This window comes from Rhodanobacter ginsengiterrae, from assembly GCF_050026815.1.
Lineage (GTDB): Bacteria > Pseudomonadota > Gammaproteobacteria > Xanthomonadales > Rhodanobacteraceae > Rhodanobacter > Rhodanobacter ginsengiterrae.
In genome coordinates, this window is the sequence record NZ_JALBWO010000053.1 from 188,514 (window position 1) to 207,903 (window position 19,390).

The window sequence follows — 19,390 nt, forward strand, 5'->3', positions numbered from 1 at the left end:
GTCGCGGCGGATGACTCGCGCTTGCGCAGCACCTGTCCGTCGACGTGGCGCCATGGTAGGGCGGCGTCCGCCGGTCGGACCGTTCATGCATACGTATTCATTGTGCTGCTGTGCGTCGAAGACGACGCTGCAACGCAGTCGCCGAGGATGCATCGATCGCTCGGGTATCGAGCCAGGGTTGGTGGGCGCGAATGCCGCTGCGGCGCTGTTTGCGTGCTCGGCAGCAGCGATGGAACCGGCTTCGCGGCTGCATCGTCATGCCTCATGCTGCGCTGCGATAAGCGCATTCGATGAATACGTATGCACTGTCGCCGTGCTGTCTGCACGCTGCCGCTAAGCTCCTCCACGGGCTGCACAACAGCGTGCCTGCAGGCGCGCGCTTCGACGCGGCAAACACACGGGACAAGCGAATGAGTGATGCACCCTGGTGGCGCGGCGCCGTCACCTACCAGATTTATCCGCGCAGTTTCCTCGACACCGATGGCGATGGCGTGGGCGATCTGCCGGGCATCATCGAGCGGCTCGACTATGTCGCCAGCCTCGGTGTCGACGCGATCTGGATCGCGCCGTTCTTCAAATCGCCGATGGCCGACTTCGGCTACGACATTGCCGATTATCGCGACGTCGATCCCCTGTTCGGTTCGCTGGCCGACTTCGATGCCTTGCTGGCGAAGGCGCATGGGCTGGGCCTGAAGGTGATGATCGATCAGGTGCTCAGCCATACGTCGGCGGAGCACGCCTGGTTCAAGGAGAGCCGGCAAAGCCGCGACAACCCGAAGGCGGACTGGTATGTGTGGGCCGACGCGAAAGACGACGGCAGCGCGCCGAACAACTGGCTGTCGCTGTTCGGTGGCTCGGCCTGGCAGTGGGAGCCACGCCGCGGCCAGTACTACCTGCACAACTTCCTGACGTCGCAGCCCGACCTGAATTTCCATCATGCCGAGGTGCGCACGGCGATTCTCGACAGCGTGCGTTTCTGGCTGGACAAGGGTGTGGACGGCTTCCGGCTGGATGCGATCAACTTCTGCTTCCACGATCGCCAACTGCGCGACAACCCGCCCAAGCCGAAAGACAAGCGCGTGGGCCGCGGCTTCAGTCCGGACAACCCGTACGCGTTCCAGTACCACTATTACAACAATACCCAGCCCGAGAACCTCGCCTTCCTGGGCGAATTGCGCGCGCTGATGGACGGCTATACGGACGTGGCGGCACTGGGCGAGATTTCCTCGGAGGATTCGCTGGCGACGATGGCCGAATACACCCGTGCCGGCCGCCTGCACATGGGGTACAGCTTCGAGCTGCTGACCGATGACTTCAGTGCGGCACACATCCGCGGCACCGTGCAGACGCTGGAAGCGCAGATGACCGAGGGCTGGCCATGCTGGGCGATTTCCAACCACGATGTGGAGCGCGTGCTGACGCGCTGGGGCAAGGGGCAGTCGTCGGGCAGGCTGGCCAACCTGCTCACCGCGATGGTCTGCTCGCTGCGCGGTTCGGTATGCGTCTATCAGGGCGAGGAGCTGGGATTGACCGAGGCGGAGCTGCCGTTCGAGGCGCTGCAGGATCCCTATGGCATTGCCTTCTGGCCGCAGTTCAAGGGCCGCGATGGTTGTCGCACGCCGATGCCGTGGAGTGATGCCGCGGCGCATGCCGGCTTCAGTCGCGGCACGCCGTGGTTGCCGGTGCCGGCGGAGCATCGTGCGCTGGCGGTGGGTCGGCAGGATGCCGATCCGCATTCGGTGTTGAACGGCTTCCGCCGCTTCATGCACTGGCGTCGTTCGCAGCCGGCGTTGCGCTGGGGCGACATCGCCTTCATCGACACCGCCGAGCCGGTACTGGCATTCACCCGCCGGCTGGCCGGGCAGACCCTGCTGGTAGTGTTCAACCTCGCCGATGCGCCGGTGGATGTCGAGCTTTCCGACGAGCTTGCCCGACTGCAGCCGCTGGATGGCCATGGCCTGCAGCCGGGTCACGTCGACGGCAACTGCCTGCGGCTTCCCGGTTACGGCGTGTGGTTTGCCGGCGCGGCTTGATGGCGCGAAACGCGATCAGGCCCCCGCACATCAACGACACCGTCGACGACGTGCAGGGTCGGCAGCTTTGACTCCTCCCCCTGCAGCGCAGGGGAAGGTCGGCGACCGAAGGGAGTCCTTCAGGTGACGGGGTTGCTTCGGGTGGCGAGAAGATCAAGAGCGGACCCCACCCCGACCCTCCCCTGCGAGCAGGGGAGGGAGCGCGTCGGCCGGCACGTGTGACTCATCCCCCGTCGTGCAGGGGAAGGGGCGGGCCGACTACTTCCGCTGCGCCGCGCTGGCGTCGCGGGTGCCGCGGAATTCGGAATCCTTGCTCCAGTTCGGCCATTGGTCGGAATTGGCCAGCTCGCTGCCGACGCCGTAGAGCACCTGCAGGTCGCGCGCCATGCCGGTGAACGACCAGCTGGCCTGCCATTCGTCGGCAGGCTGGTGGTAGCGCTTCTCGGTGTACGCGTCCTCGGCCGCCTTGCCGGCCTTGAGTCCGCCATCGACCCAGTCGTTGCCGGAGCCGAACGACACGGCCGGCACGCCGCGCTTGGCGAACGAGAAATGATCGGAGCGGAAGAAATAGCCCGCTTCCGGCTTCGGGTCGGCCGTATACGTCATGCCGTGCTGCTTCGCCTCGGCGACCAGGTCATCCAGCAGGCCCAGCTTCGCGCTGCCGGAGATGGTGAAGTTGCGCGCGGGCCCGTGCGGGTCGAGCGCATCCATGTTCAGCACGCCCACGGTGGTGGCCAGCGGGTACAGCGGATTGGCGGCGTAATACTCGGAGCCGAGCAGGCCCTTTTCTTCGGCGGTGACGTTGAGGAACACCACCGAGCGTTCGGGTTTGGCTCCCTGCGCGAACGCGCGCCCCATCTCGATCAGCGCCGCGGTGCCGGTGGCGTTGTCGACGGCGCCGTTGTAGATGCGGTCGCCGCTGGCATCCGGTGCGCCGACGCCGAGGTGATCCCAGTGCGCGCTGTAGATCACCGTCTCGTCGGGGTGCCTGCTGCCCTCGATGCGGCCGACGATGTTGTGCGAGGTGATCACCTGCGAGTCAACCTTGAAGTTCGCCGAAAGGCTTGCGCCCTTCAGCGCCACCGGCTGGAAGTCGCGTGTCTGCGCCTGCTTCTTCAGCGTGTCGAAATCCAGGCCGGCGTGCCTGAACATCTGCACCGCCAGATCACGCTGGATCCAGCCTTCCAGCTGCGGATGCACGGCGGCGGGTTTGGCACGCACGATGTCGAACATCGCGTTGATGTTGGAGTTCTTCACCGTGGCCCAGCCGTAGGAAGCCGGCGCCGTTTCATGGATCACCAGCAGGCCCAGCGCACCTTGTCGCGCGGCTTCTTCGTATTTGTAGGTCCAGCGGCCGTAGTAGGTCATCGCCTTGCCGCCGAAGTCGCCGTGGCCGGTTTCGAAATCCGGATCGTTGACCAGCACCACGGCGATCTTGCCGTGCAGGTCGACGCCCTTGAAGTCGTCCCATTGCCGCTCCGGCGCCTTGACGCCGTAGCCCACGAACACCAGCGGTGCGTTCGCGATGGCGACCTTGGTCGAGCCGTCCATCGGTGCGCGCACGGCGATCTGCTCGCCTTGGGTCAGTGCCTCCTGTTGATTTCCCAAAGTGAGCTTCAACGAAGGAATGCCGGCGATCTGGCTGCGCCGAAGCGGCACCGCCTGGGTCCAGCTTCGTTTGCCGTCTTTCAGGTCGCCGCCGGGCTGCAATCCGGCGGCTTTCATCTGCGCCACCACGTAGTCGATCGTCTTCGCCTCGGCGGGTGTGGCCGGGCCGCGGCCCTCGAATGCGTCCGAGGAGAGCGTCTTCACGTCGGTCGACAGCCGCGCGGTACTGAAGGTGGGCTGGTCGGTGGCCTGGGCGGTCGAACACGCCGCCATGACCAGGGTGCTGAGGAGGAGTCGCTTCACGGGCAGTCACCTGTCGGAGGGCAGAGTGCTCCGATACTAGTCAGCAACTGCGCGGGGGTCCATCAAGCTGCCGCGATACCTCTGGCCGCGCGGCGGCTGCGCCGTTCGGAGCCGTTCGGCCCGAAGGATTTCCCGTGCTTCAGGCCTTGCGCACGCGCCGCGGCTTCGCCTGTGCCGCGATGATCAGTTGCTCCAGATAGGCGATGCCTTCCTCTTCGGGGAAGAACGCCACCACATCGGCAACGGTAAGTTCGTGCCGCTTGCGCAAGGCGAGGAATTCCTCGCGGGCCATCGCCATGCGCTGCGCCGCCTGGGCTTTCTTGCCCAGCGGCTTGGCGGCCTGCTGCTTTTCCACTTTCTGCTCGAGCTTGGCAAGTTCCTCCTGGAACTGGCGGAAATCGTATTTCTGGGAAGTCATGGTTCGTGGAGTTCTTCGACGTGTCGGCCGATTTTCGCATGCCCGCGCCCGCAGGCGGGAAGATCGCCGTTCAGTTCATTCCACTCTGCCGGCTCAGGCGGCCAGGTTCCGCCTGCTGCGATCAAGGATCAGCGCCAGCGCGTTGTCCTGCGAGTCCCGCGCAGCGCTGTAGGCTTGGGAAAACAATGTGGAAAAGCGTTCCGTCGGGCCGGTTGGCGGCGGCGCCACAGCTTCTTCCTGCCGCACGGCGTTCGCGGCAATGATGGAGGGTGGTGCTGCCATCGGCTCCGCCGGTGCGAGCGATGGACTGGTGCCGTTTGCCAGCGACTCGCGACAGCGCGCATAGCGCTGCCGCAGCCGATCGGCCAGCAGCCGCTGCGTGGTGCCTGCAATGAGCTTGGTGGAATGTTCGTCCATGGCCGCTTCTCGATCGAACCCGAACCGGTTCATCCACGAGCAAGCAGTATTTGTGCCAATTCGAAAACTTGTGATGAAGATCACAATTCGCATGCGGCTTTTGCAGTAGACGCCTTGCGCGCAGCGGGCCGCGAGTCGCCACCATGCACCCCGGCGTGCCCTCCGCGCAAGTCGAAGCTTGCCACCTGACGAGGGCTCGACCATGCAAAAGTTGTCGCGGAGTGACCCAAATCGACCAGCTGCGCCGATGCCCTTCTGCGTCACGAGCCACTCAGGACCGAACCGCACCCCGGGGCGGTACTGCACGTTTCGGACACGCAAACAAAAGCCGCAACAGGTGCGGCTTTCGTGAGACACATGACATGCATGGTGGCCGGGGACGGAATCGAACCGCCGACACGGGGATTTTCAATCCCCTGCTCTACCAACTGAGCTACCCGGCCGGGAACCTGGCGATCAAGCACAACCGGGAGGGTTGCTGTTGATGCGTGGAGCCGCGCATTAGACCGAATGCGCGGCGTTTCGTCAAGACTCGGTGGGCGGCGGGGTGAAGCCGTTGGCCTGGTCGAAGTCGCCGCCGAACAGGAATTTCTCCATTTGTTCGCTGAGGTACTTGCGCGATTTCGGGTCGAGCGGGTTGAGCCGGTACTCGTTGATCAGGGTGGTCTGGTGGGCCAGCCATTGCTGCCAGGCGGGCTTGGAAATCTCGCTGTAGATGCGCTGGCCGAGCGGGCCGGGCCAGGGCGCAAAGTCGAGGCCTTCGGCGTCGGTGCCGAGTTTGCTGCAATGGATGGTGCGGCTCATGGTGTCATTCCTGTGCGGCCCTTGCGGGCAGACGGATCAAATGCTGTGCAAAGTTTGCAGGATGGGCTCAGCCGGCGTCGTTGACCTGCAGCAAGAGGCTGCGCACCGGCGCGGGCAGGCCGAGCGCATCGAGTTCGTCGATGTCGCACCAGCGCAGGCCCGGATTATCGGCGATACCTCGCGCGGGTGTCGCGCGATCGAACAGCAGTGGCTCGATCCCGAGCCGATAGTGGCTGAAGACGTGGGTGAACGGGGCCAGTGCCTGTGCGTCGTCGATCTGCGCGTGTTGCCGCGCCACGCGCCAGGCGTCGTCCGGATCGCTCGCTTCGGGCAGGCTCCACAAACCCGACCACACGCCTTGCGGGCCACGGCGTTCCAGCAGGACGCGGCGATGGGCATCGCGCAGGATCACCATGATGGTGCCGCGTGTCGGAAGGATCTTGCCTGGCTTGCGGGTGGGCAGTTGCGCAGTGAGGTCGTCGCGACGGGCCGCGCAGTCGGCGGCAAGTGGACAGGCGTCGCAACGTGGCCTGGAACGCGTGCAGATCGTGGCACCCAGATCCATGATCGCCTGGGTGTAGTCCGCCACGCGCGTGCTCGGCGTATGTTCTTCGGCGCGCAGCCACAGCTGTCTTTCCACCGCGCTCTCGCCGGGATGGCCATGGATGCCGTGGTAGCGGGCCAGCACGCGCTTGACGTTGCCGTCGAGGATCGCAAAACGCAGGCCGTGCGCCTGGGCGAGGATCGCGCCGGCGGTGGAGCGGCCGATGCCGGGCAGCGCGCCCAGTTCGGTGAAGTCGAGCGGCAGATGGCCGCCGTGCTGCTCCACGCAGATCTGCGCAGCGCGATGCAGGAAACGGGCGCGCCGGTAGTAGCCCAGTCCCGACCACAGCGCCAGCACCGTATCTTCCTCGGCGGCGGCCAGTGCGCCGAGCGTCGGCAGCGCGCCGACGAAACGCTCGAAATAGCCGACCACGGTGGCCACCTGGGTTTGTTGCAGCATCACTTCGGACAGCCACACGCGATAGGCGTCGCGCTGACCATCGGCGCGTGCCTGCTGCCATGGCAGGTCCTTGCGGCCGTGCTGGTCGAACCAGCGCAGCAGTCGCCTGGCGAAACCGGCACTCATGGTTTCTTCTTGGCCGCGGGTTTCGCCGCGGGTGCGGCGACCGTGCTGGCGGGGGCGGGTGCGTCGACGCCGGCCTGGATGGTGAGGCCTTCGATATTGATGCCGGCGGCCTGGATGCTGGCAATCTCGGCGTGGCCGCTGCCCGGTGGCACGCTCAACTGCGGACCCCGTGGATCGCCCAGGTCACTCCACCAGCGTGCCAGCGCCAATGGCGGCAGTTTCAGGTCGGCATGGTTGGCGGGGCCATCGAGCTTCAGCGCCAGCAGCAAGGGGTTGCTCTGATCGGCGGGAGTGAGTCGCAGCGAGATGGCGTACTGGTCCTGGTTGGCCTGTTCCAGTTTGCCGGCCAGGCTGGCGACGGCGTTGGCCGCACCATGCCAGTACGCGCTGCCGGTGAGGGCAAGCCGGAGGGACTTGCCTTGCGCCAGATGCAGGGTGATGTTCTGCAACCGCAGCGCATTGCCTTCGATGCGGGGTGTGGCCGACAAGCGCAGTTGCACCGGCGTACCCGCCGCGGTGACCGCGGCAAGGTCGAGTGGAAATGGCTGGCCGGTGACCAGGCTGCCGGCTTCGAGCGAGACGTTGCCCAGCAGCACCTCGTTGCCACGCACGACGCTGCCGTGGCTGATGCTGACGCCGGTGTCGATCCGCGGAATGTTCGGCGGTGCCCCCGCGGGCTGGGCCGGCAGCGAGGCAAGCCACTCCTGCAGGGCATCCAGGTCAACTCGCGGCGAGTCGATTTCCAGTTGCGAGATGACGGTGGGGCCGCCGAGCAAGGTGTGCCACGGCAAAGCAAGCTGGCCGTGTGCCGCCAGCAGGATTGGCGCGGTGGCGCCGGTGGCATTCAGCGTGATGCCGTCCAGTTGCAGGGCCGGGCGTGGAAACAGGGTCGGACTGGCCGGACTGGCCAGGCTCAATTCCAGCCCGGCCGTGCGGGCCTGGGTCTGCAGCATGCGGGTGAAGCGTTCCGGCTGCAGCAGCAGGTACACCGCGATGATCGCCGCCAGCACCAGCGCCAGGGCCAGCCCGCCACATGCCATCAGGATCAACCGCCATCGACGCGACATGCGTTCAGCTCCGCCGTTGCGGCGCGGTCATGAGCCAGTTGCTCCGACGCCCAGGCTGGCCGGCAGCAGGCCGTCGACGAAGGCGGCGGCGTCGAAAGTGCGCAGGTCGATGGCGGTTTCGCCCAGGCCCACGTAGCGGATCGGCAGGCCGAACTCGCGGGCCAGCGCGAACACCACGCCACCCTTGGCCGTGCCGTCGAGCTTGGTCACCACCAGGCCGGTGACGCCGACGATCTGGCGGAACTGGCGTACCTGGTTGACCGCGTTCTGGCCCGTGGTGCCGTCCAGCACCATCAGCACTTCGTGGGGCGCGTCGGCGTCGATTTTCTTCAGCACGCGGGCGATCTTGCCCAGTTCGTCCATCAGGCCGCCCTGGGTGTGCAGGCGGCCGGCGGTGTCCGCGATCAGCACGTCGGCGCCGCGCGAACGGGCCGCCTGCAACGCATCGAAGATCACGCTGGCCGAATCGGCGTCCTGGCCCTGCGAGATCACCGGCACCTGGTTGCGTTCGCCCCAGGTCTTGAGCTGCTCGACCGCGGCGGCGCGGAAGGTGTCGCCGGCAGCCAGCATCACCGCGTGACCTTCATCGCTCCAGCGCCGGGCCAGCTTGCCGATGGTGGTGGTCTTGCCGGCGCCGTTGATGCCGACCACGAGTACCACGAACGGCTTGCGATGGCGCACGTCCAGCGGCTGCTCGACCGGCTTGAGCATGGCAACCAGCGCCTCGCGCAGCGCGGCCAGCAGCGCCGGCGCGTCGGCGAATTCGCGCTTGTGCATGCGCTTGCGCAGGTTCTCGACCAGTTCGGTGCTGGCTTCGATGCCGACATCGGCGGTGATCAGGGTGGTTTCCAGTTCGTCGAGCAGGTCGTCATCGAGCTTGGGGTGACGCACGAACAGCGAGCCCAGGCTGCGCGAGAACAGGTTGCCGGAAAGCCGGTCGCGCCAGCCGCGTTTGGCCGGTGTTGCGGCGGCATCTGTCGCGGGCGCGGCGGCCGCCTCGAAGCGGTCGGGATCGGTCGGCGACGGCACCTCGGTCGGCGCTTCATGCAGCGCAGGCGCCTGGCCCTCCACCATCACGGCACCGACCGGTGCGGGAGAGGTTGGTTGTTCCGCGTCCTTTTCGGCGGGCTTTTTCTTCCAGAACTTGAGCATTGCGGCCGGGATTCAAAGACAATGGGCGGCATGCTAACACTCCAACCTGTACTGCCCGCTGAGGCGCCGCGTGCCGCCGGCGCGATCGCATGAGCGGCAGCGGCAAGCGCAGCCCGGGGCGAATCCGGATCATCGGCGGCCAGCTGCGCAATTCCCGCCTGGACGTGCCTGACCTGCCGGGCTTGCGACCCACCGCCGAGCGGGTCCGCGAGACGCTGTTCAACTGGCTGGCGCCGGTAATCCAGGGTGCACGCTGCCTGGACCCGTGCGCGGGCACGGGCGCGCTGGGTATCGAAGCCTGGTCGCGCGGAGCGGCTGCCGTGCAGTTCGTCGAACGGGATGTTTCGGCGGCGCAGGCGCTGCGGGCGAATCTTGCGCGGTTGAAGGTGGATGGCAGCCAGGTGGTGGCCGCGGACGCCACCGGTTTCCTGCAGCAGGCCGGGCAGCCGCACGATCTGGTCTTCCTCGATCCGCCGTTCGCGCTGGATCTGTGGTCGGTGCTGGCCGCATTGCTGGAACAGGGCGGCTGGCTGGCCGCGCAGGCGTGGATTTACGTGGAATCGCCCCGCGGTGTGTCGCCCGCCTTGCCAGTGAACTGGCGGATGCATCGGGAAGGTCAGGCGGGCGAGGTGCGTTTTGCGCTCTATCGGCGCGCGCTTCCGTTAAGCTAGTGGCACAACCACTGCCGTTTCTGTCTTGTGAGCAAACCCTTGGGCAATCCGCGCCTGGCCGTTTACCCGGGCACCTTTGATCCGATCACCAATGGTCATACCGACCTGGTGACCCGCGCCGCGCCGTTGTTCGATCGCGTGATCGTGGCTGTGGCCGACAGTTCCAGCAAGGGACCGGGCTTCAGCATCGGCGAGCGGATATCGCTGGCGCGGATGGCGCTGGCCGACTTGCCGAACGTGGAGGTGCGCGGCTTCGACTGCCTGCTGGCGACCTTCATCGAACAGGTGGGCGCCGGCGTGATCATTCGCGGCCTGCGCGCGGTGTCGGATTTCGAATACGAGTTCCAGCTGGCCAGCATGAACCGGCATCTGATTCCCCAGGCCGAGACGCTGTTTCTGACGCCGGCCGAGCAATACAGTTTCATTTCGTCCTCGCTGGTGCGCGAGATCGGCCGCCTCGGCGGAGACATTTCCGGTTTCGTGCATCCGGCGGTACAACAGGCCATGCGGCAGCGCTGGCAGAAGAGCCTCGCCGGCTCCAACAAGCAACCCGAAACAGAAGGTGATAACCATGCGTAAGTTCGCTCTCATTGCTGCCCTCGCGCTGACCGCCAGCCTGGCCCTGAGCGCCTGCGGCAAGCACGAAGAAGCCCAGCAGGCCGGCCAGCAGGCCAGCCAGCAGGCGACCAAGCCGACCGATCCGAACGACATCAAGGCATGGAATGCCTACCTTGGCCAGATCGTGCAGAACAACATGCAGGGCATGAAGGCTGATCGCCCGTACCCGTACCTGGTGCCGGCAGGCGACTCCGCCGACGCCGTGGCCGGCCGCGGTCGTCAGCTGTCGAACGTGCAGGACACCGTGGCGCGCGGCGTGCTGCCGGGCAACATGCTGGTGTTTGCCGGCCCCGATTCGGCCAAGACCGCCGACCTGGTGGCCGAGGCCTTCAAGGACGCCAAGCCCGGTTCGTTCAAGGACGTGATCGTCCTGTTCATCGGTGACAAGGCGGACGAGCAGCGCGTCGACGCCGTGCTCAAGCCGACCGGCGCCACGGTGCGTTTCGTCGCCATGTAATAAAGCAGGAGTGGGTGGAGAGAGTGAGTGGAGAGGGCTGCGCTTCGCTTTCTCTCATTTCCCGCTTCTCTTCACTCACTCCTGTTTTCAATCATGTCCCTGAAAATCCTCGACACCTGCGTCAATTGCGACGTCTGCGAACCGGCTTGCCCGAACAAGGCCATCTCGCTGGGCGAGGAGTTCTATGTGATCGACCCGTCGCTGTGCACCGAATGCGTGGGCCACCACGACGAACCGCAGTGCGTGGTGGTGTGTCCGGTCGAATGCATCATCAGCGACCCGCAGCACGTCGAATCGCACGAGCAGCTTGAACTGAAATATCACCACCTGATGGCAAAGGAGTCCGCGGCATGAGCATGTCCATGAACTGGCGGATAGTGACTTTGGGCCTGCTGCTGGTCGCCGGCGGCGCTTTCGCCGCCGATGGCGTGCCGACGAAGACGACCACAGCCCCGAACAATCACGTCTCGGTCCAGCGTCCGGGACATGCGGCGATTGCCAGCGCGAACTTCCACGCCACCGAAGCCGGCCTCGAAATACTGGCCAAGGGCGGCAACGCGTTCGACGCCGCGGTGGCAGTCGCGTCCACGCTGTCGATCGTGGAGCCTGAAAGCTCCGGCATCGGTGGCGGCTTCATGGCCGTGCTGCATCGTGCCAAGGACGGCCGCAACGTGTTCATCGACGCACGCGAAACCGCGCCGGCGGCAGTGAATGCCAAGGACTACCTCAATCCCGACGGCAGCCCCAACCGTGACACCGCGCTGAAGGGTCCGCTGTCCGCCGGCATTCCGGGCGAGCCGGCGGGATTGGTGCTGATCGCCAGGCGTTATGGGCGTTTGCCGCTGGCGCAATCACTGGCGCCGGCGATCCGCATCGCCCGCAACGGTTTCGAGCCGGATGAGCGCCTGCGTGGGGCGATCGCCGGCATGCAGAAAGACCTGCAGCGCTGGCCGGCCTCGGCGGCAAAATACCTGCCGGGTGGCAAGCCGCCAGCCGCAGGCGCGCTCTGGAAGGACCCGGGCCAGGCGCGCACGCTGGAGCTGATCGCCGCGCACGGCGACAACGGCTTCTATCACGGCGAGACGGCGGACAAGCTGGTCGCTGCGGTGAAGGCGGCCGGCGGCAACTGGACGCTGGCCGATCTGGCCGGCTACAAGGCGAAGGAGCGCACGCCGATCACCGTGGATTACCGCGGTTACCAGATCATCACCGCACCGCCGCCATCGTCCGGCGGCGTGGCGATCGCCGAGATCCTCAATATCCTGTCCGGCTATGACCTGACCAAGATGGACCAGGTGCAGCGCGTGCACTACATCGTCGAGGCGATGCGCCGCGCATTCCGCGACCACAACGATTATCTGGGCGATCCGGACTTCGTGAAGATGCCGCTGGAGATGCTGCTGTCGCCGTTCTACGCCGACGGCCTGCGCCAGAGCATCCTGCCGGACCAGGCCACGCCGTCATCGATGCTGCCACGGGCCGAGGCGGCCGAGCCGGGCATGCATACCACGCATTTCTCGATCATCGACGCCGACGGCAACATGGCCGCGGTGACCTCCACGGTGAATTACACGATGGGGTCGAGCTTTGTCGCTGCAGGCACCGGCGTGCTGCTGAACGACGAGATGGATGATTTCGCGCTGGTACCGAACAAGCCGAATGTCTACGGGCTGCTCGGCAGCAAGGCGAATGCGCCGGTGGCTGGCAAGCGGATGCTGTCGTCGATGTCGCCCAGCATCGTGATCGGCGCCGACCGCACGGCGGTAATCGGTTCGCCGGGTGGTTCGACCATCATCACCCAGGTGCTTGAGGGCATCCTGCATTTCATCGACGGCGAAAGCGCGCAGCAGATCGCCGCCCACAAGCGCTTCCATCACCAGTACATGCCCGACGTGGTCAACGTGGAAGAGGGCACCTTCGACGCTGCCACCAGCGCGGCATTGACGAAGATGGGCTATACGCTGAAGCCGCGCGAGTCGTGGGGCTTCATGAACGTGGTGACCTGGGACCGCAAGTCGAACAGGTTGGACGCCGCCAGTGATCCTCGTCGGCCGTCCGGGCTGGGCAAGGTGCAGTAACACGACATCCATGAGTGCGGGATTCGCTGCCGTCCCCGGATGCTGCATGATGTAGCCATGGCGGGCAGTATTTTGCCGCCGGCTACGATCGGAGCAGGTTGATGGATTTGGGCAAGGGGATCTCGGTGAGTGCGCTGGCGTTGAGCGTCCTGGGCGCATTGCTGGTGCTGGCCGGGATCGGTCTGGTGGCGACGACGGCGCGTGGCCTGCAGGACTACCACGCCGCGGCCAGCCTGCATGGTGGCGAGGTGATCGATCTGGGCGAGAACGCGCGCCCGGAAGCGGGCCAGCACGGCGCCATGGCACGCGTTACCGGCACGCCGCGCGTGGTCGAGGCGCCGCGTGACCCGGATTTCAATCTGCGGGCAAGCACGCCGGTGCTGGTGCGTCATGTGGAAATGTTCCAGTGGCGCGAGATAAGGGTGGGCGACAGCGTTCATTACGAGTTGGACTGGGTCGATCACCTGCTGGACGCCGGTCACTTCGTCGACTCGAAGGGGCACGCCAATCCCGTCGGCTTCCCGATCGACGGCAAACAGTTCGATGCGGGGCTGGTGCAGCTGGGTGGATTCAAGCTGGATCCGGTGTTGCTGCATGCCATGCCCGGAACGGTGCAGGTGTCGCCCGATGCCGCCGTGCTGCCGGAAAATCTCGCGGCCAGTTTCTCGCGCTACCAGAACTACCTGGTCACCAGCGCGCGGCCGGGCGACCCGCGGCTGGGGGATGTGCGGGTGAGCTGGAACGAGGTGCCGCTGCAGGAGCTGACCGTGGTGGGACGCATCGACGGCGACCGGCTGGAGGCTGCCGCCGACGCCCCGGATGGCAAGGGTTACATCGTGCAGGTGGGCGACGTGCCGCTGCTGGACCTCTTCCCGGACCTGCCAGTACCACCGGAGTTCGTCTGGAGCTGGCGGATCCTTTCCATGCTGCTCGCTTCGCTGGGCGCCTTCGTGCTGTTGTCGGCCCATCGCGAACGGCGCGACCCACTGCTGGCGCTTGGCCTGGGTGCGCTGGTCGTGGGGGTGGTGGCTGCCGTGCTGTGGCTGGGCGACATGCAGACCATGGGTGGCTGGCTGGCAGTTTCGCTGGTAGGCCTGGGCGTCGCGGTATGGCGTTTGCGCGGACCGTTTTTCGGACCGGGGCGCGACTGAGCGCTCGCCGGCTCAGGCTTTCGTGGCGTCGAGCGGCTTGCCGTGCTCGATGAACCACAGGCCGGCGAACAGCTTGGGGTCGATCGAATAGCCGTCCGCGGCGCGGGCGAACAACCAGGCACCGGCTTCGCCGCGCGGTACTTCGTGCACCACGATGTTCTCGCTTTCGTCGCCGCCGCCGGGGCCGACTTTCTGCAAGTCCCAGGCGCGGGCGAAGGCGATCATCTCGGTGCTCATGCCCGACGACGACGGTCCCTGGTGGATGAATTCCATCCGTTCGCAGCGATAGCCGGTTTCCTCCTCCAGTTCGCGTTGCGCCGCCAGCAGGACATCTTCGCCGGATTGCCCGGGCAGGTCGCCGACCAGGCCGGCCGGCATCTCGATGGTGTTCTGCAGGATCGAGACGCGGTATTGCTCGACGAACAGCACCTTGTCCTGGGGCGTCACCGCCAGGATGATCACCGCCCCGCCGGGGTTGTTGCGTTCGGCGTATTCCCAACGGCCGCGTTTGCGCAGGCTCAACCAGCGGCCTTCGCAGAGGGTCTCCACCGGCGCGCTGGCGTCGGCGGGAATGCGGCTGGCGGAATCGTTCATGCGGTCACGGCGGGCAGGATGGAAGCAGCGGCCATGTTGACGGTTCCGTGGCGTGTCGACAACCGCTTGCCGCTGCGCGGCACTACAGCCAGCGCGCGCGCTTCAGTGCCATGTAGATGCCGCCGACGATGGTGGCCATCACCACGATCATCGCCGGATAGGCCCACGGGCGGCTGAGCTCGGGCATGTGGGTGAAGTTCATGCCGTACCAGCTGGTCAGCAGGGTAGGTGCGGCAAGCATGGCGGCCCAGCCGGCCAGCTTCTTCATCACCTCGTTCTGACGCAGGCTGACCAGCGACAGGTTGACGTTGATCGCGGCGGTGAGCATCTCGCGCATCGCGCTGATCGCCTCGTTGACGCGGAACGCGTGGTCGTAGACGTCGCGGAAATAGGCGCGCAGTTCCTCGGGGATCAGGTTCGGGTAAAGCCGGATCAGCTGCTGCACGATGTCCTGCAACGGCGCTACCGCCAGGCGCAAGGTCATCAGGTCGCGCTGCATGTCGTACAGCCGGCGGATCGTGCTGCTCTTGAAGGTCTCGCCGAAGATGTCGTGTTCGAGTTGCTGCACTTCCTCGCGGAAGTCGCGCACGATCGGCAGCAGGTTGTCGACGATGAAATCGAGCACCCCGTAAAGCGCGTAGCTGGGACCGTTCGCCAGCAGCTCCGGGGTGTGCTCGCAGGTGCGTCGCGCCGGTGCGTAGGACAGCGATGCGCCGTGGCGCACGGTGACCAGGTAACGCGGGCCGAAGAAGATGTGCGTTTCGCCGAAGGCGAGCTGGCCGTCAATCAGCTGCGCGGTCTGCACCACCAGGAACAGCGAGTCCCCGTAGGCCTCGATCTTGGTGCGCTGGTGCGCGGCATGGGCGTCCTCGATGGCCAGGTCGTGCAGGCCGAATTCGTCCTGGATCTTCAGCAACAACGCCTCATCCGGTTCGTGCAAGCCAACCCAGACGAAGGTGTCCGGTTCGGCCAGCACATCGCTGATTGCATCAAGTGTGACCTCGCCGATCCGGCTGCCATCCTGGTGGTAGGCGATGCAATTGACCACCATGCCTGTGGCGGGCCTTGGTTGGTCACTGGACGGCTGGTCAGTGGACGTCCTGGAGTCTGGCGCGGGCGAAATCGGATTCATGCAACGCATGATGCCCCGCGCCTGCGGGCGGGGCAACGCGCATCAGCGCGGGCGGCGCGGGCTCCATGCCAGCACCAGCCAGATCGGCAGCGCGAACAGCAGCCACGGCTGGTTCTGCTGCACGGTCCCCGGCAGCAGGTGCAGCAGCACCGCGATCACACAGGCAAGCAGCTGGATCGCGATCACGCCATCGATGAAGCGCGAGGCGGCGAGGCCGCGGCGCGCGCGCCACAGCGTTGGCAGCAGCAGCAATGCCAGCGGGTTGAACAGCAGCAGGTTGGCGTTCGCCCATGCCGAGTGGTGGGTGGTCAGCGTCCACAGCGCCAGCAAGACGATGCCGACCAGGGCCGCGGCGACCAGGTAAAGCGTGCCGCACATGGCGTAGCCGATTGGCCAGCGGCGGCGGCCGAGCAGCAGCAGTGCAGCGACCAGCAACCCGGCGAACGCCAGGGGCAGGCGCAGGTCGGGCGATGTGAGCGGCGGCACCTCCAGCCGGTTCGCCGAAACCAGTTGCTCGTTGAGAACCAGCGGCCGCACGCCGTCATGGCCGTCGTCCAGTTGCACCTGGCGCAGCTGGGCCTGCAACACTTCGGGCAGGAAGCTTTCCCGCCATGCATCAAGCGGTTGATCGGCATACGGCCCGAGGCCCAGGTCCAGCACCAGCATCAGCCAGGGCTGGGCGCTCATCAGGCGATCGGTCTGCTGGCGGTAGGTCATGGTGCCGGCGCGGGACTTCAGCTGGCTGGCCAGCACGCCGCCCAGCGCCTGGTTCAGCGCATCGCGCACGCGCGTGGTGCAGTTGTCCGCGTAGTAGTCGTAGTTGTAGCCGGCGTTTTCCGGGCGCAGGTTCCACAACAGGAAGTCGCGCAGGGCCGCGGCCTGGCTGGCATCGAGCGCCAGTGTCTGGCGGGTGATCGAACGCCCGGCCTCGACGTAATAGCTTTCGTCGAGGCTGGTCGGTGCCGCATCCATCAGATAGTGCATGCGGCCGCGGGCGAAGTTGACGAAGAAGTTCGCCTCGTTGAAGTCGAACACGCCGTAGTTGAAGCTGACCGCTTCGCCGGAGGCGGTGTCACGCACTTCGATGGCATCGTGGCCGAAGCGCTCCCAATAGGTTTCGCCTGCGCCGTAGGTGATCAGCGACACCTCGAGGTTGGCGCCCGGTGCGTTGGCGACGCTGGCGCGCGCCGGCGAAAGCAGGGTGCACAGCAGCAACACCAGCAGCAGGCCATACGAGCGGCAGCGGCCACCCGGCAAACGGGCGATCGTCATGTGGGCTGGCGCACCACGCGGAAGCCCTGCACCCGGCGATCGTCGGCATGGGTGACGTGGAACAGGTAGTCGCCGATGGCGACTTCCTCGCCGACCTCGGGCAGGTGACCGAATTCGGAAGTGACCATGCCGCCGACGGTGTCGTATTCCTCGTCGGGAAAGCCGGCGCCGGTCTGCTCGTTGAAGTCTTCGATCGGGGTCAGCGCGCTGACCAGCCAGTCGCCACCGGGTTGCTCGTGCATCAGCGAGGGCTCTTCCTCGTCGTCGTGCTCATCATCGATTTCGCCGACGATTTGCTCCAGCACGTCCTCGATGGTGATCAGGCCGGCCACGCCGCCGTATTCGTTGACCACCAGGGCCATGTGATTGCGGCTCAGCCGGAATTCTTCGAGCAACACGTTCAGCCGCATCGACTCGGGGATCAGTACGGCCGGGCGCATGATCGAGCGGATGTCGAAGTGCTCGGCGGCGCCGAAGAATTTCAGCAGGTCCTTGGCCAGCAGGATGCCGAGGATCTCGTCCTTGTCTTCGCCATGCACCGGGAAGCGCGAGTGGCCGGATTCGACCACGGCAGCAAGAATGTCGGGCAGCGGCGATGCCGCCGCCAGCATGACGATCTGTGCGCGCGGCACCATCACGTCGTCAACGCTCAGTTCGGTGACCTTGAGCGCACCCTCGACCATGGTGAGGGTGTTCACGGACAGCAGTCCGTTGGTCTGGGCGGAGCGCAATTCCTCGATCAGTTCGTCGCGGTTGCGTGGCTCGCCGGAAAACATGTGGCCCAGTCGATCCCACCAGGTTCGGTGGGCCGGGCCGCTGGTACTGCCGGGGTCGTCGCTCATTGCTCGTTGGGTTTCAGCCCGAAACCGGGCGGAAGGCCGATTCTAGCGGAAAAATCGTGACGGTTCAGGGCACAGGCCACGCGGTTTGGCTCCTCCCTCCTGCTTGCAGGGGAGGGAGCACGCCGGCTCAGGCGTACGGGTCGGCAACGCCAAGGCCAGCCAGGATGCGGGTTTCCAGCGCTTCCATGGCGACGGCCTCGGTTTCTTCGATGTGGTCATGGCCGAGCAGGTGCAGCACGCCGTGGATGGTCAGGTGGGCCCAGTGATCGCGCGGCAGCTTGCCTTGCTCGGCGGCCTCACGCAGCACCACCGGCGCGCAGATGGCCAGGTCACCGATCAGCGGCAGGTTCAGGCCGGGCGGCAGTTCGGCGGAAAACGACAGCACGTTGGTGGCGTAATCCTTGCCGCGGTAATTGCGATTGAGCGCGCGACCTTCGGCAGCATCGACGATGCGGATCGCCAGCTCGCTGCGCTTGCGCCGTTTCGCGCCGCGCAAGGCGGCCTCGACCCAGCGGTGGAAACTGGCTGGTGCGGGCAGGCCGATGCGCGGCACGGCATAGCTGACGGCAAGTGTCACCGGGGCGCTCATGCGTCGTCGCCTTCCTTCTGCTCGAACGCCTCGTAGGCGCGCACGATCTTCGCCACCAGCGGGTGGCGCACCACGTCGCGCGACGTGAAGAAGGTGAAGCTGATGCCGTTGACCCCGCGCAGCACCTCGATCGCCTGGCGCAGGCCCGAGCGGGTGTTGCGCGGCAGGTCGACCTGGGTGACGTCGCCGGTGATCACCGCCACCGTGCCGAAGCCGATCCGGGTGAGGAACATTTTCATCTGCTCGACGGTGGTGTTCTGCGCCTCGTCCAGGATCACGTAGGAGTCGTTGAGCGTGCGTCCGCGCATGTAGGCCAGTGGCGCGATTTCGATCACGTTGCGCTCGATCAGCTTGGCCACTTTCTCGAAGCCGAGCATTTCGTACAGCGCGTCGTACAGCGGGCGCAGGTAGGGATCGACTTTCTGCGACAGGTCGCCGGGCAGGAAGCCGAGTTTCTCGCCGGCCTCCACCGCCGGGCGCACCAGCAGCAGTCGCTGCACGCGATTCGCCTCCAGCGCCTCGACCGCGCTGGCCACCGCCAGATAGGTCTTGCCGGTGCCGGCCGGACCCACGCCGAAGCTGATGTCGTGGCTGGCGATCGCGTGCAGGTAGCGCGCCTGGTTGGGGCCACGGCCCTTGATCACGCCGCGCTTGACCCGGATCGCCACCTCCTGCGTGCCTTCGGCGGCGTCGGCGCCGATCGCGTCGATGCCGGACTCGGCCAGATGCAGGTTGATCTTGGTGCCGGTCAGGGCCTCGTCCTCGGTCAGCGCGTAGAGCACGCGCAGCACTTTCTCGGCTGCACGTGCCGCCACTTCCTCGCCGATCATCTGGAAGATGCTGCCGCGATGGTTGATCTCGATGCCCAGCCGCAACTCGATCTGCCGCAGGTGTTCGTCGAACGGCCCGCACAGGTTGGCGAGGCGGGCATTGTCTTCGGGGTCGAGCGCGAAGTCGCGTTGGATAAGTTCACTCATAAGACGCGCGAGAGTAACGCGCGAGCGGCACAAGGGCCACCGCCTCCAGTGACGCGCGAACCGCGGGCGGCGCATCCA

Annotated in this window: 20 protein-coding genes and 1 tRNA gene; 7 read left to right on the forward strand and 14 right to left on the reverse strand. The window is 66.1% G+C overall.

Annotation, left to right across the window (positions count from 1 at the left end):
- Positions 1-410 precede the first annotated feature (410 nt).
- The gene (locus ACQGNJ_RS09585; protein WP_426689018.1) at positions 411-2,033 is read left to right on the forward strand and encodes an alpha-glucosidase family protein; all 1,623 of its coding nucleotides are present in this window, start codon (positions 411-413) and stop codon (positions 2,031-2,033) included.
- A 258-nt stretch (positions 2,034-2,291) separates the two neighbouring features.
- Here ACQGNJ_RS09585 and ACQGNJ_RS09590 read toward each other — a convergent pair whose 3' ends face one another.
- The 8 genes from ACQGNJ_RS09590 to ftsY form a co-directional block, all read right to left on the reverse strand.
- Positions 2,292-3,914, reverse strand: a complete 1,623-nt coding sequence (locus ACQGNJ_RS09590; RefSeq protein WP_426689069.1) for a M28 family metallopeptidase — start codon at positions 3,912-3,914, stop codon at positions 2,292-2,294.
- A 169-nt stretch (positions 3,915-4,083) separates the two neighbouring features.
- Positions 4,084-4,362 carry a 2-hydroxyacyl-CoA dehydratase gene (locus ACQGNJ_RS09595; protein WP_426689019.1) on the reverse strand — a complete coding sequence of 93 codons (279 nt, stop codon included), beginning with the start codon at positions 4,360-4,362 and terminating at the stop codon, positions 4,084-4,086.
- A 93-nt stretch (positions 4,363-4,455) separates the two neighbouring features.
- A complete protein-coding gene (locus ACQGNJ_RS09600) occupies positions 4,456-4,872 on the reverse strand; it encodes a hypothetical protein (protein ID WP_426689020.1) in 417 nt (138 codons plus the stop codon).
- A gap of 274 nt (positions 4,873-5,146) precedes the next feature.
- Positions 5,147-5,222: transfer RNA gene (locus ACQGNJ_RS09605), tRNA-Phe, on the reverse strand.
- Between the two features lie 82 nt (positions 5,223-5,304).
- The gene (locus ACQGNJ_RS09610; protein ID WP_426689021.1) at positions 5,305-5,583 is read right to left on the reverse strand and encodes an oxidative damage protection protein; all 279 of its coding nucleotides are present in this window, start codon (positions 5,581-5,583) and stop codon (positions 5,305-5,307) included.
- A 67-nt stretch (positions 5,584-5,650) separates the two neighbouring features.
- Complete coding sequence (gene mutY / locus ACQGNJ_RS09615) at positions 5,651-6,712, reverse strand: A/G-specific adenine glycosylase (RefSeq protein ID WP_426689022.1); 1,062 nt, start codon at positions 6,710-6,712, stop codon at positions 5,651-5,653.
- A complete protein-coding gene (locus ACQGNJ_RS09620) occupies positions 6,709-7,779 on the reverse strand; it encodes an AsmA family protein (RefSeq protein ID WP_426689023.1) in 1,071 nt (356 codons plus the stop codon). The genes mutY and ACQGNJ_RS09620 overlap by 4 nt, the downstream gene beginning before the upstream one ends.
- A 27-nt stretch (positions 7,780-7,806) precedes the next feature.
- Entirely contained in the window at positions 7,807-8,931 is a 1,125-nt protein-coding gene (ftsY, locus tag ACQGNJ_RS09625; protein ID WP_426689024.1) for a signal recognition particle-docking protein FtsY, read from the reverse strand.
- Between the two features lie 89 nt (positions 8,932-9,020).
- On the opposite strand from ftsY, the gene rsmD reads away from it, so the two are divergent.
- From rsmD to ACQGNJ_RS09655, 6 genes are all read left to right on the forward strand, one after another.
- A complete protein-coding gene (gene rsmD / locus ACQGNJ_RS09630; RefSeq protein ID WP_426689025.1) occupies positions 9,021-9,602 on the forward strand; it encodes a 16S rRNA (guanine(966)-N(2))-methyltransferase RsmD in 582 nt (193 codons plus the stop codon).
- Positions 9,603-9,641: 39 nt separating this feature from the next.
- Positions 9,642-10,181 carry a pantetheine-phosphate adenylyltransferase gene (coaD, locus tag ACQGNJ_RS09635; RefSeq protein ID WP_426689070.1) on the forward strand — a complete coding sequence of 180 codons (540 nt, stop codon included), beginning with the start codon at positions 9,642-9,644 and terminating at the stop codon, positions 10,179-10,181.
- Positions 10,174-10,677, forward strand: a complete 504-nt coding sequence (locus tag ACQGNJ_RS09640) for a hypothetical protein (protein ID WP_426689026.1) — start codon at positions 10,174-10,176, stop codon at positions 10,675-10,677. The genes coaD and ACQGNJ_RS09640 overlap by 8 nt, the downstream gene beginning before the upstream one ends.
- A gap of 93 nt (positions 10,678-10,770) precedes the next feature.
- Positions 10,771-11,031: a YfhL family 4Fe-4S dicluster ferredoxin gene (locus ACQGNJ_RS09645; protein ID WP_426689027.1), complete on the forward strand. Its 261-nt coding sequence runs from the start codon at positions 10,771-10,773 to the stop codon at positions 11,029-11,031.
- Positions 11,028-12,755, forward strand: coding sequence for a gamma-glutamyltransferase (gene ggt, locus ACQGNJ_RS09650; protein ID WP_426689028.1), 1,728 nt, complete (start codon positions 11,028-11,030; stop codon positions 12,753-12,755). The genes ACQGNJ_RS09645 and ggt overlap by 4 nt, the downstream gene beginning before the upstream one ends.
- Before the next feature lie 101 nt (positions 12,756-12,856).
- Positions 12,857-13,906 (forward strand): TMEM43 family protein, encoded by a 1,050-nt coding sequence (locus tag ACQGNJ_RS09655; protein ID WP_426689029.1) that lies wholly within the window; start codon positions 12,857-12,859, stop codon positions 13,904-13,906.
- Between the two features lie 12 nt (positions 13,907-13,918).
- On the opposite strand, the gene ACQGNJ_RS09660 is transcribed toward ACQGNJ_RS09655, so the two are convergent.
- The 6 genes from ACQGNJ_RS09660 to ACQGNJ_RS09685 all read right to left on the reverse strand — a co-directional run bounded on the left by ACQGNJ_RS09660 (position 13,919) and on the right by ACQGNJ_RS09685 (position 19,312).
- Positions 13,919-14,500, reverse strand: a complete 582-nt coding sequence (locus tag ACQGNJ_RS09660) for an NUDIX hydrolase (protein WP_426689030.1) — start codon at positions 14,498-14,500, stop codon at positions 13,919-13,921.
- Positions 14,501-14,582: 82 nt separating this feature from the next.
- A complete protein-coding gene (gene corA, locus ACQGNJ_RS09665; protein ID WP_426689031.1) occupies positions 14,583-15,632 on the reverse strand; it encodes a magnesium/cobalt transporter CorA in 1,050 nt (349 codons plus the stop codon).
- A 42-nt stretch (positions 15,633-15,674) separates the two neighbouring features.
- Positions 15,675-16,904 carry a lipoprotein N-acyltransferase Lnb domain-containing protein gene (locus tag ACQGNJ_RS09670; RefSeq protein ID WP_426689032.1) on the reverse strand — a complete coding sequence of 410 codons (1,230 nt, stop codon included), beginning with the start codon at positions 16,902-16,904 and terminating at the stop codon, positions 15,675-15,677.
- On the reverse strand, positions 16,901-17,746 hold the full coding sequence (locus ACQGNJ_RS09675) for a CorC family transporter (RefSeq protein ID WP_426689033.1): 846 nt from the start codon (positions 17,744-17,746) through the stop codon (positions 16,901-16,903). The genes ACQGNJ_RS09670 and ACQGNJ_RS09675 overlap by 4 nt, the downstream gene beginning before the upstream one ends.
- A 127-nt stretch (positions 17,747-17,873) precedes the next feature.
- Positions 17,874-18,335 (reverse strand): rRNA maturation RNase YbeY, encoded by a 462-nt coding sequence (gene ybeY / locus ACQGNJ_RS09680; protein WP_426689034.1) that lies wholly within the window; start codon positions 18,333-18,335, stop codon positions 17,874-17,876.
- A complete protein-coding gene (locus tag ACQGNJ_RS09685) occupies positions 18,332-19,312 on the reverse strand; it encodes a PhoH family protein (RefSeq protein WP_426689035.1) in 981 nt (326 codons plus the stop codon). Before ACQGNJ_RS09685 ends, ybeY begins: the two co-directional genes overlap by 4 nt.
- Positions 19,313-19,390 lie beyond the last annotated feature (78 nt).

Bases quoted from the DNA above. Each gene is read 5' to 3' on its own strand.
- ACQGNJ_RS09660 (WP_426689030.1), bottom strand. From the start codon at position 14,500: ATGAACGATTCCGCCAGCCGCATTCCCGCCGACGCCAGCGCGCCGGTG.
- ACQGNJ_RS09610 (WP_426689021.1), bottom strand. From the start codon at position 5,583: ATGAGCCGCACCATCCATTGCAGCAAACTCGGCACCGACGCCGAAGGC.
- ACQGNJ_RS09600 (WP_426689020.1), bottom strand. From the start codon at position 4,872: ATGCGAATTGTGATCTTCATCACAAGTTTTCGAATTGGCACAAATACT.
- rsmD (WP_426689025.1), top strand. From the start codon at position 9,021: ATGAGCGGCAGCGGCAAGCGCAGCCCGGGGCGAATCCGGATCATCGGC.
- mutY (WP_426689022.1), bottom strand. From the start codon at position 6,712: ATGAGTGCCGGTTTCGCCAGGCGACTGCTGCGCTGGTTCGACCAGCAC.
- ggt (WP_426689028.1), top strand. From the start codon at position 11,028: ATGAGCATGTCCATGAACTGGCGGATAGTGACTTTGGGCCTGCTGCTG.
- ACQGNJ_RS09655 (WP_426689029.1), top strand. From the start codon at position 12,857: ATGGATTTGGGCAAGGGGATCTCGGTGAGTGCGCTGGCGTTGAGCGTC.
- ACQGNJ_RS09670 (WP_426689032.1), bottom strand. From the start codon at position 16,904: ATGACGATCGCCCGTTTGCCGGGTGGCCGCTGCCGCTCGTATGGCCTG.
- ACQGNJ_RS09595 (WP_426689019.1), bottom strand. From the start codon at position 4,362: ATGACTTCCCAGAAATACGATTTCCGCCAGTTCCAGGAGGAACTTGCC.
- ACQGNJ_RS09645 (WP_426689027.1), top strand. From the start codon at position 10,771: ATGTCCCTGAAAATCCTCGACACCTGCGTCAATTGCGACGTCTGCGAA.
- ACQGNJ_RS09590 (WP_426689069.1), bottom strand. From the start codon at position 3,914: ATGGCGGCGTGTTCGACCGCCCAGGCCACCGACCAGCCCACCTTCAGT.
- ACQGNJ_RS09620 (WP_426689023.1), bottom strand. From the start codon at position 7,779: ATGTCGCGTCGATGGCGGTTGATCCTGATGGCATGTGGCGGGCTGGCC.
- ACQGNJ_RS09685 (WP_426689035.1), bottom strand. From the start codon at position 19,312: ATGAGTGAACTTATCCAACGCGACTTCGCGCTCGACCCCGAAGACAAT.
- ACQGNJ_RS09675 (WP_426689033.1), bottom strand. From the start codon at position 17,746: ATGAGCGACGACCCCGGCAGTACCAGCGGCCCGGCCCACCGAACCTGG.
- ybeY (WP_426689034.1), bottom strand. From the start codon at position 18,335: ATGAGCGCCCCGGTGACACTTGCCGTCAGCTATGCCGTGCCGCGCATC.
- ftsY (WP_426689024.1), bottom strand. From the start codon at position 8,931: ATGCTCAAGTTCTGGAAGAAAAAGCCCGCCGAAAAGGACGCGGAACAA.
- ACQGNJ_RS09640 (WP_426689026.1), top strand. From the start codon at position 10,174: ATGCGTAAGTTCGCTCTCATTGCTGCCCTCGCGCTGACCGCCAGCCTG.
- corA (WP_426689031.1), bottom strand. From the start codon at position 15,632: ATGAATCCGATTTCGCCCGCGCCAGACTCCAGGACGTCCACTGACCAG.
- ACQGNJ_RS09585 (WP_426689018.1), top strand. From the start codon at position 411: ATGAGTGATGCACCCTGGTGGCGCGGCGCCGTCACCTACCAGATTTAT.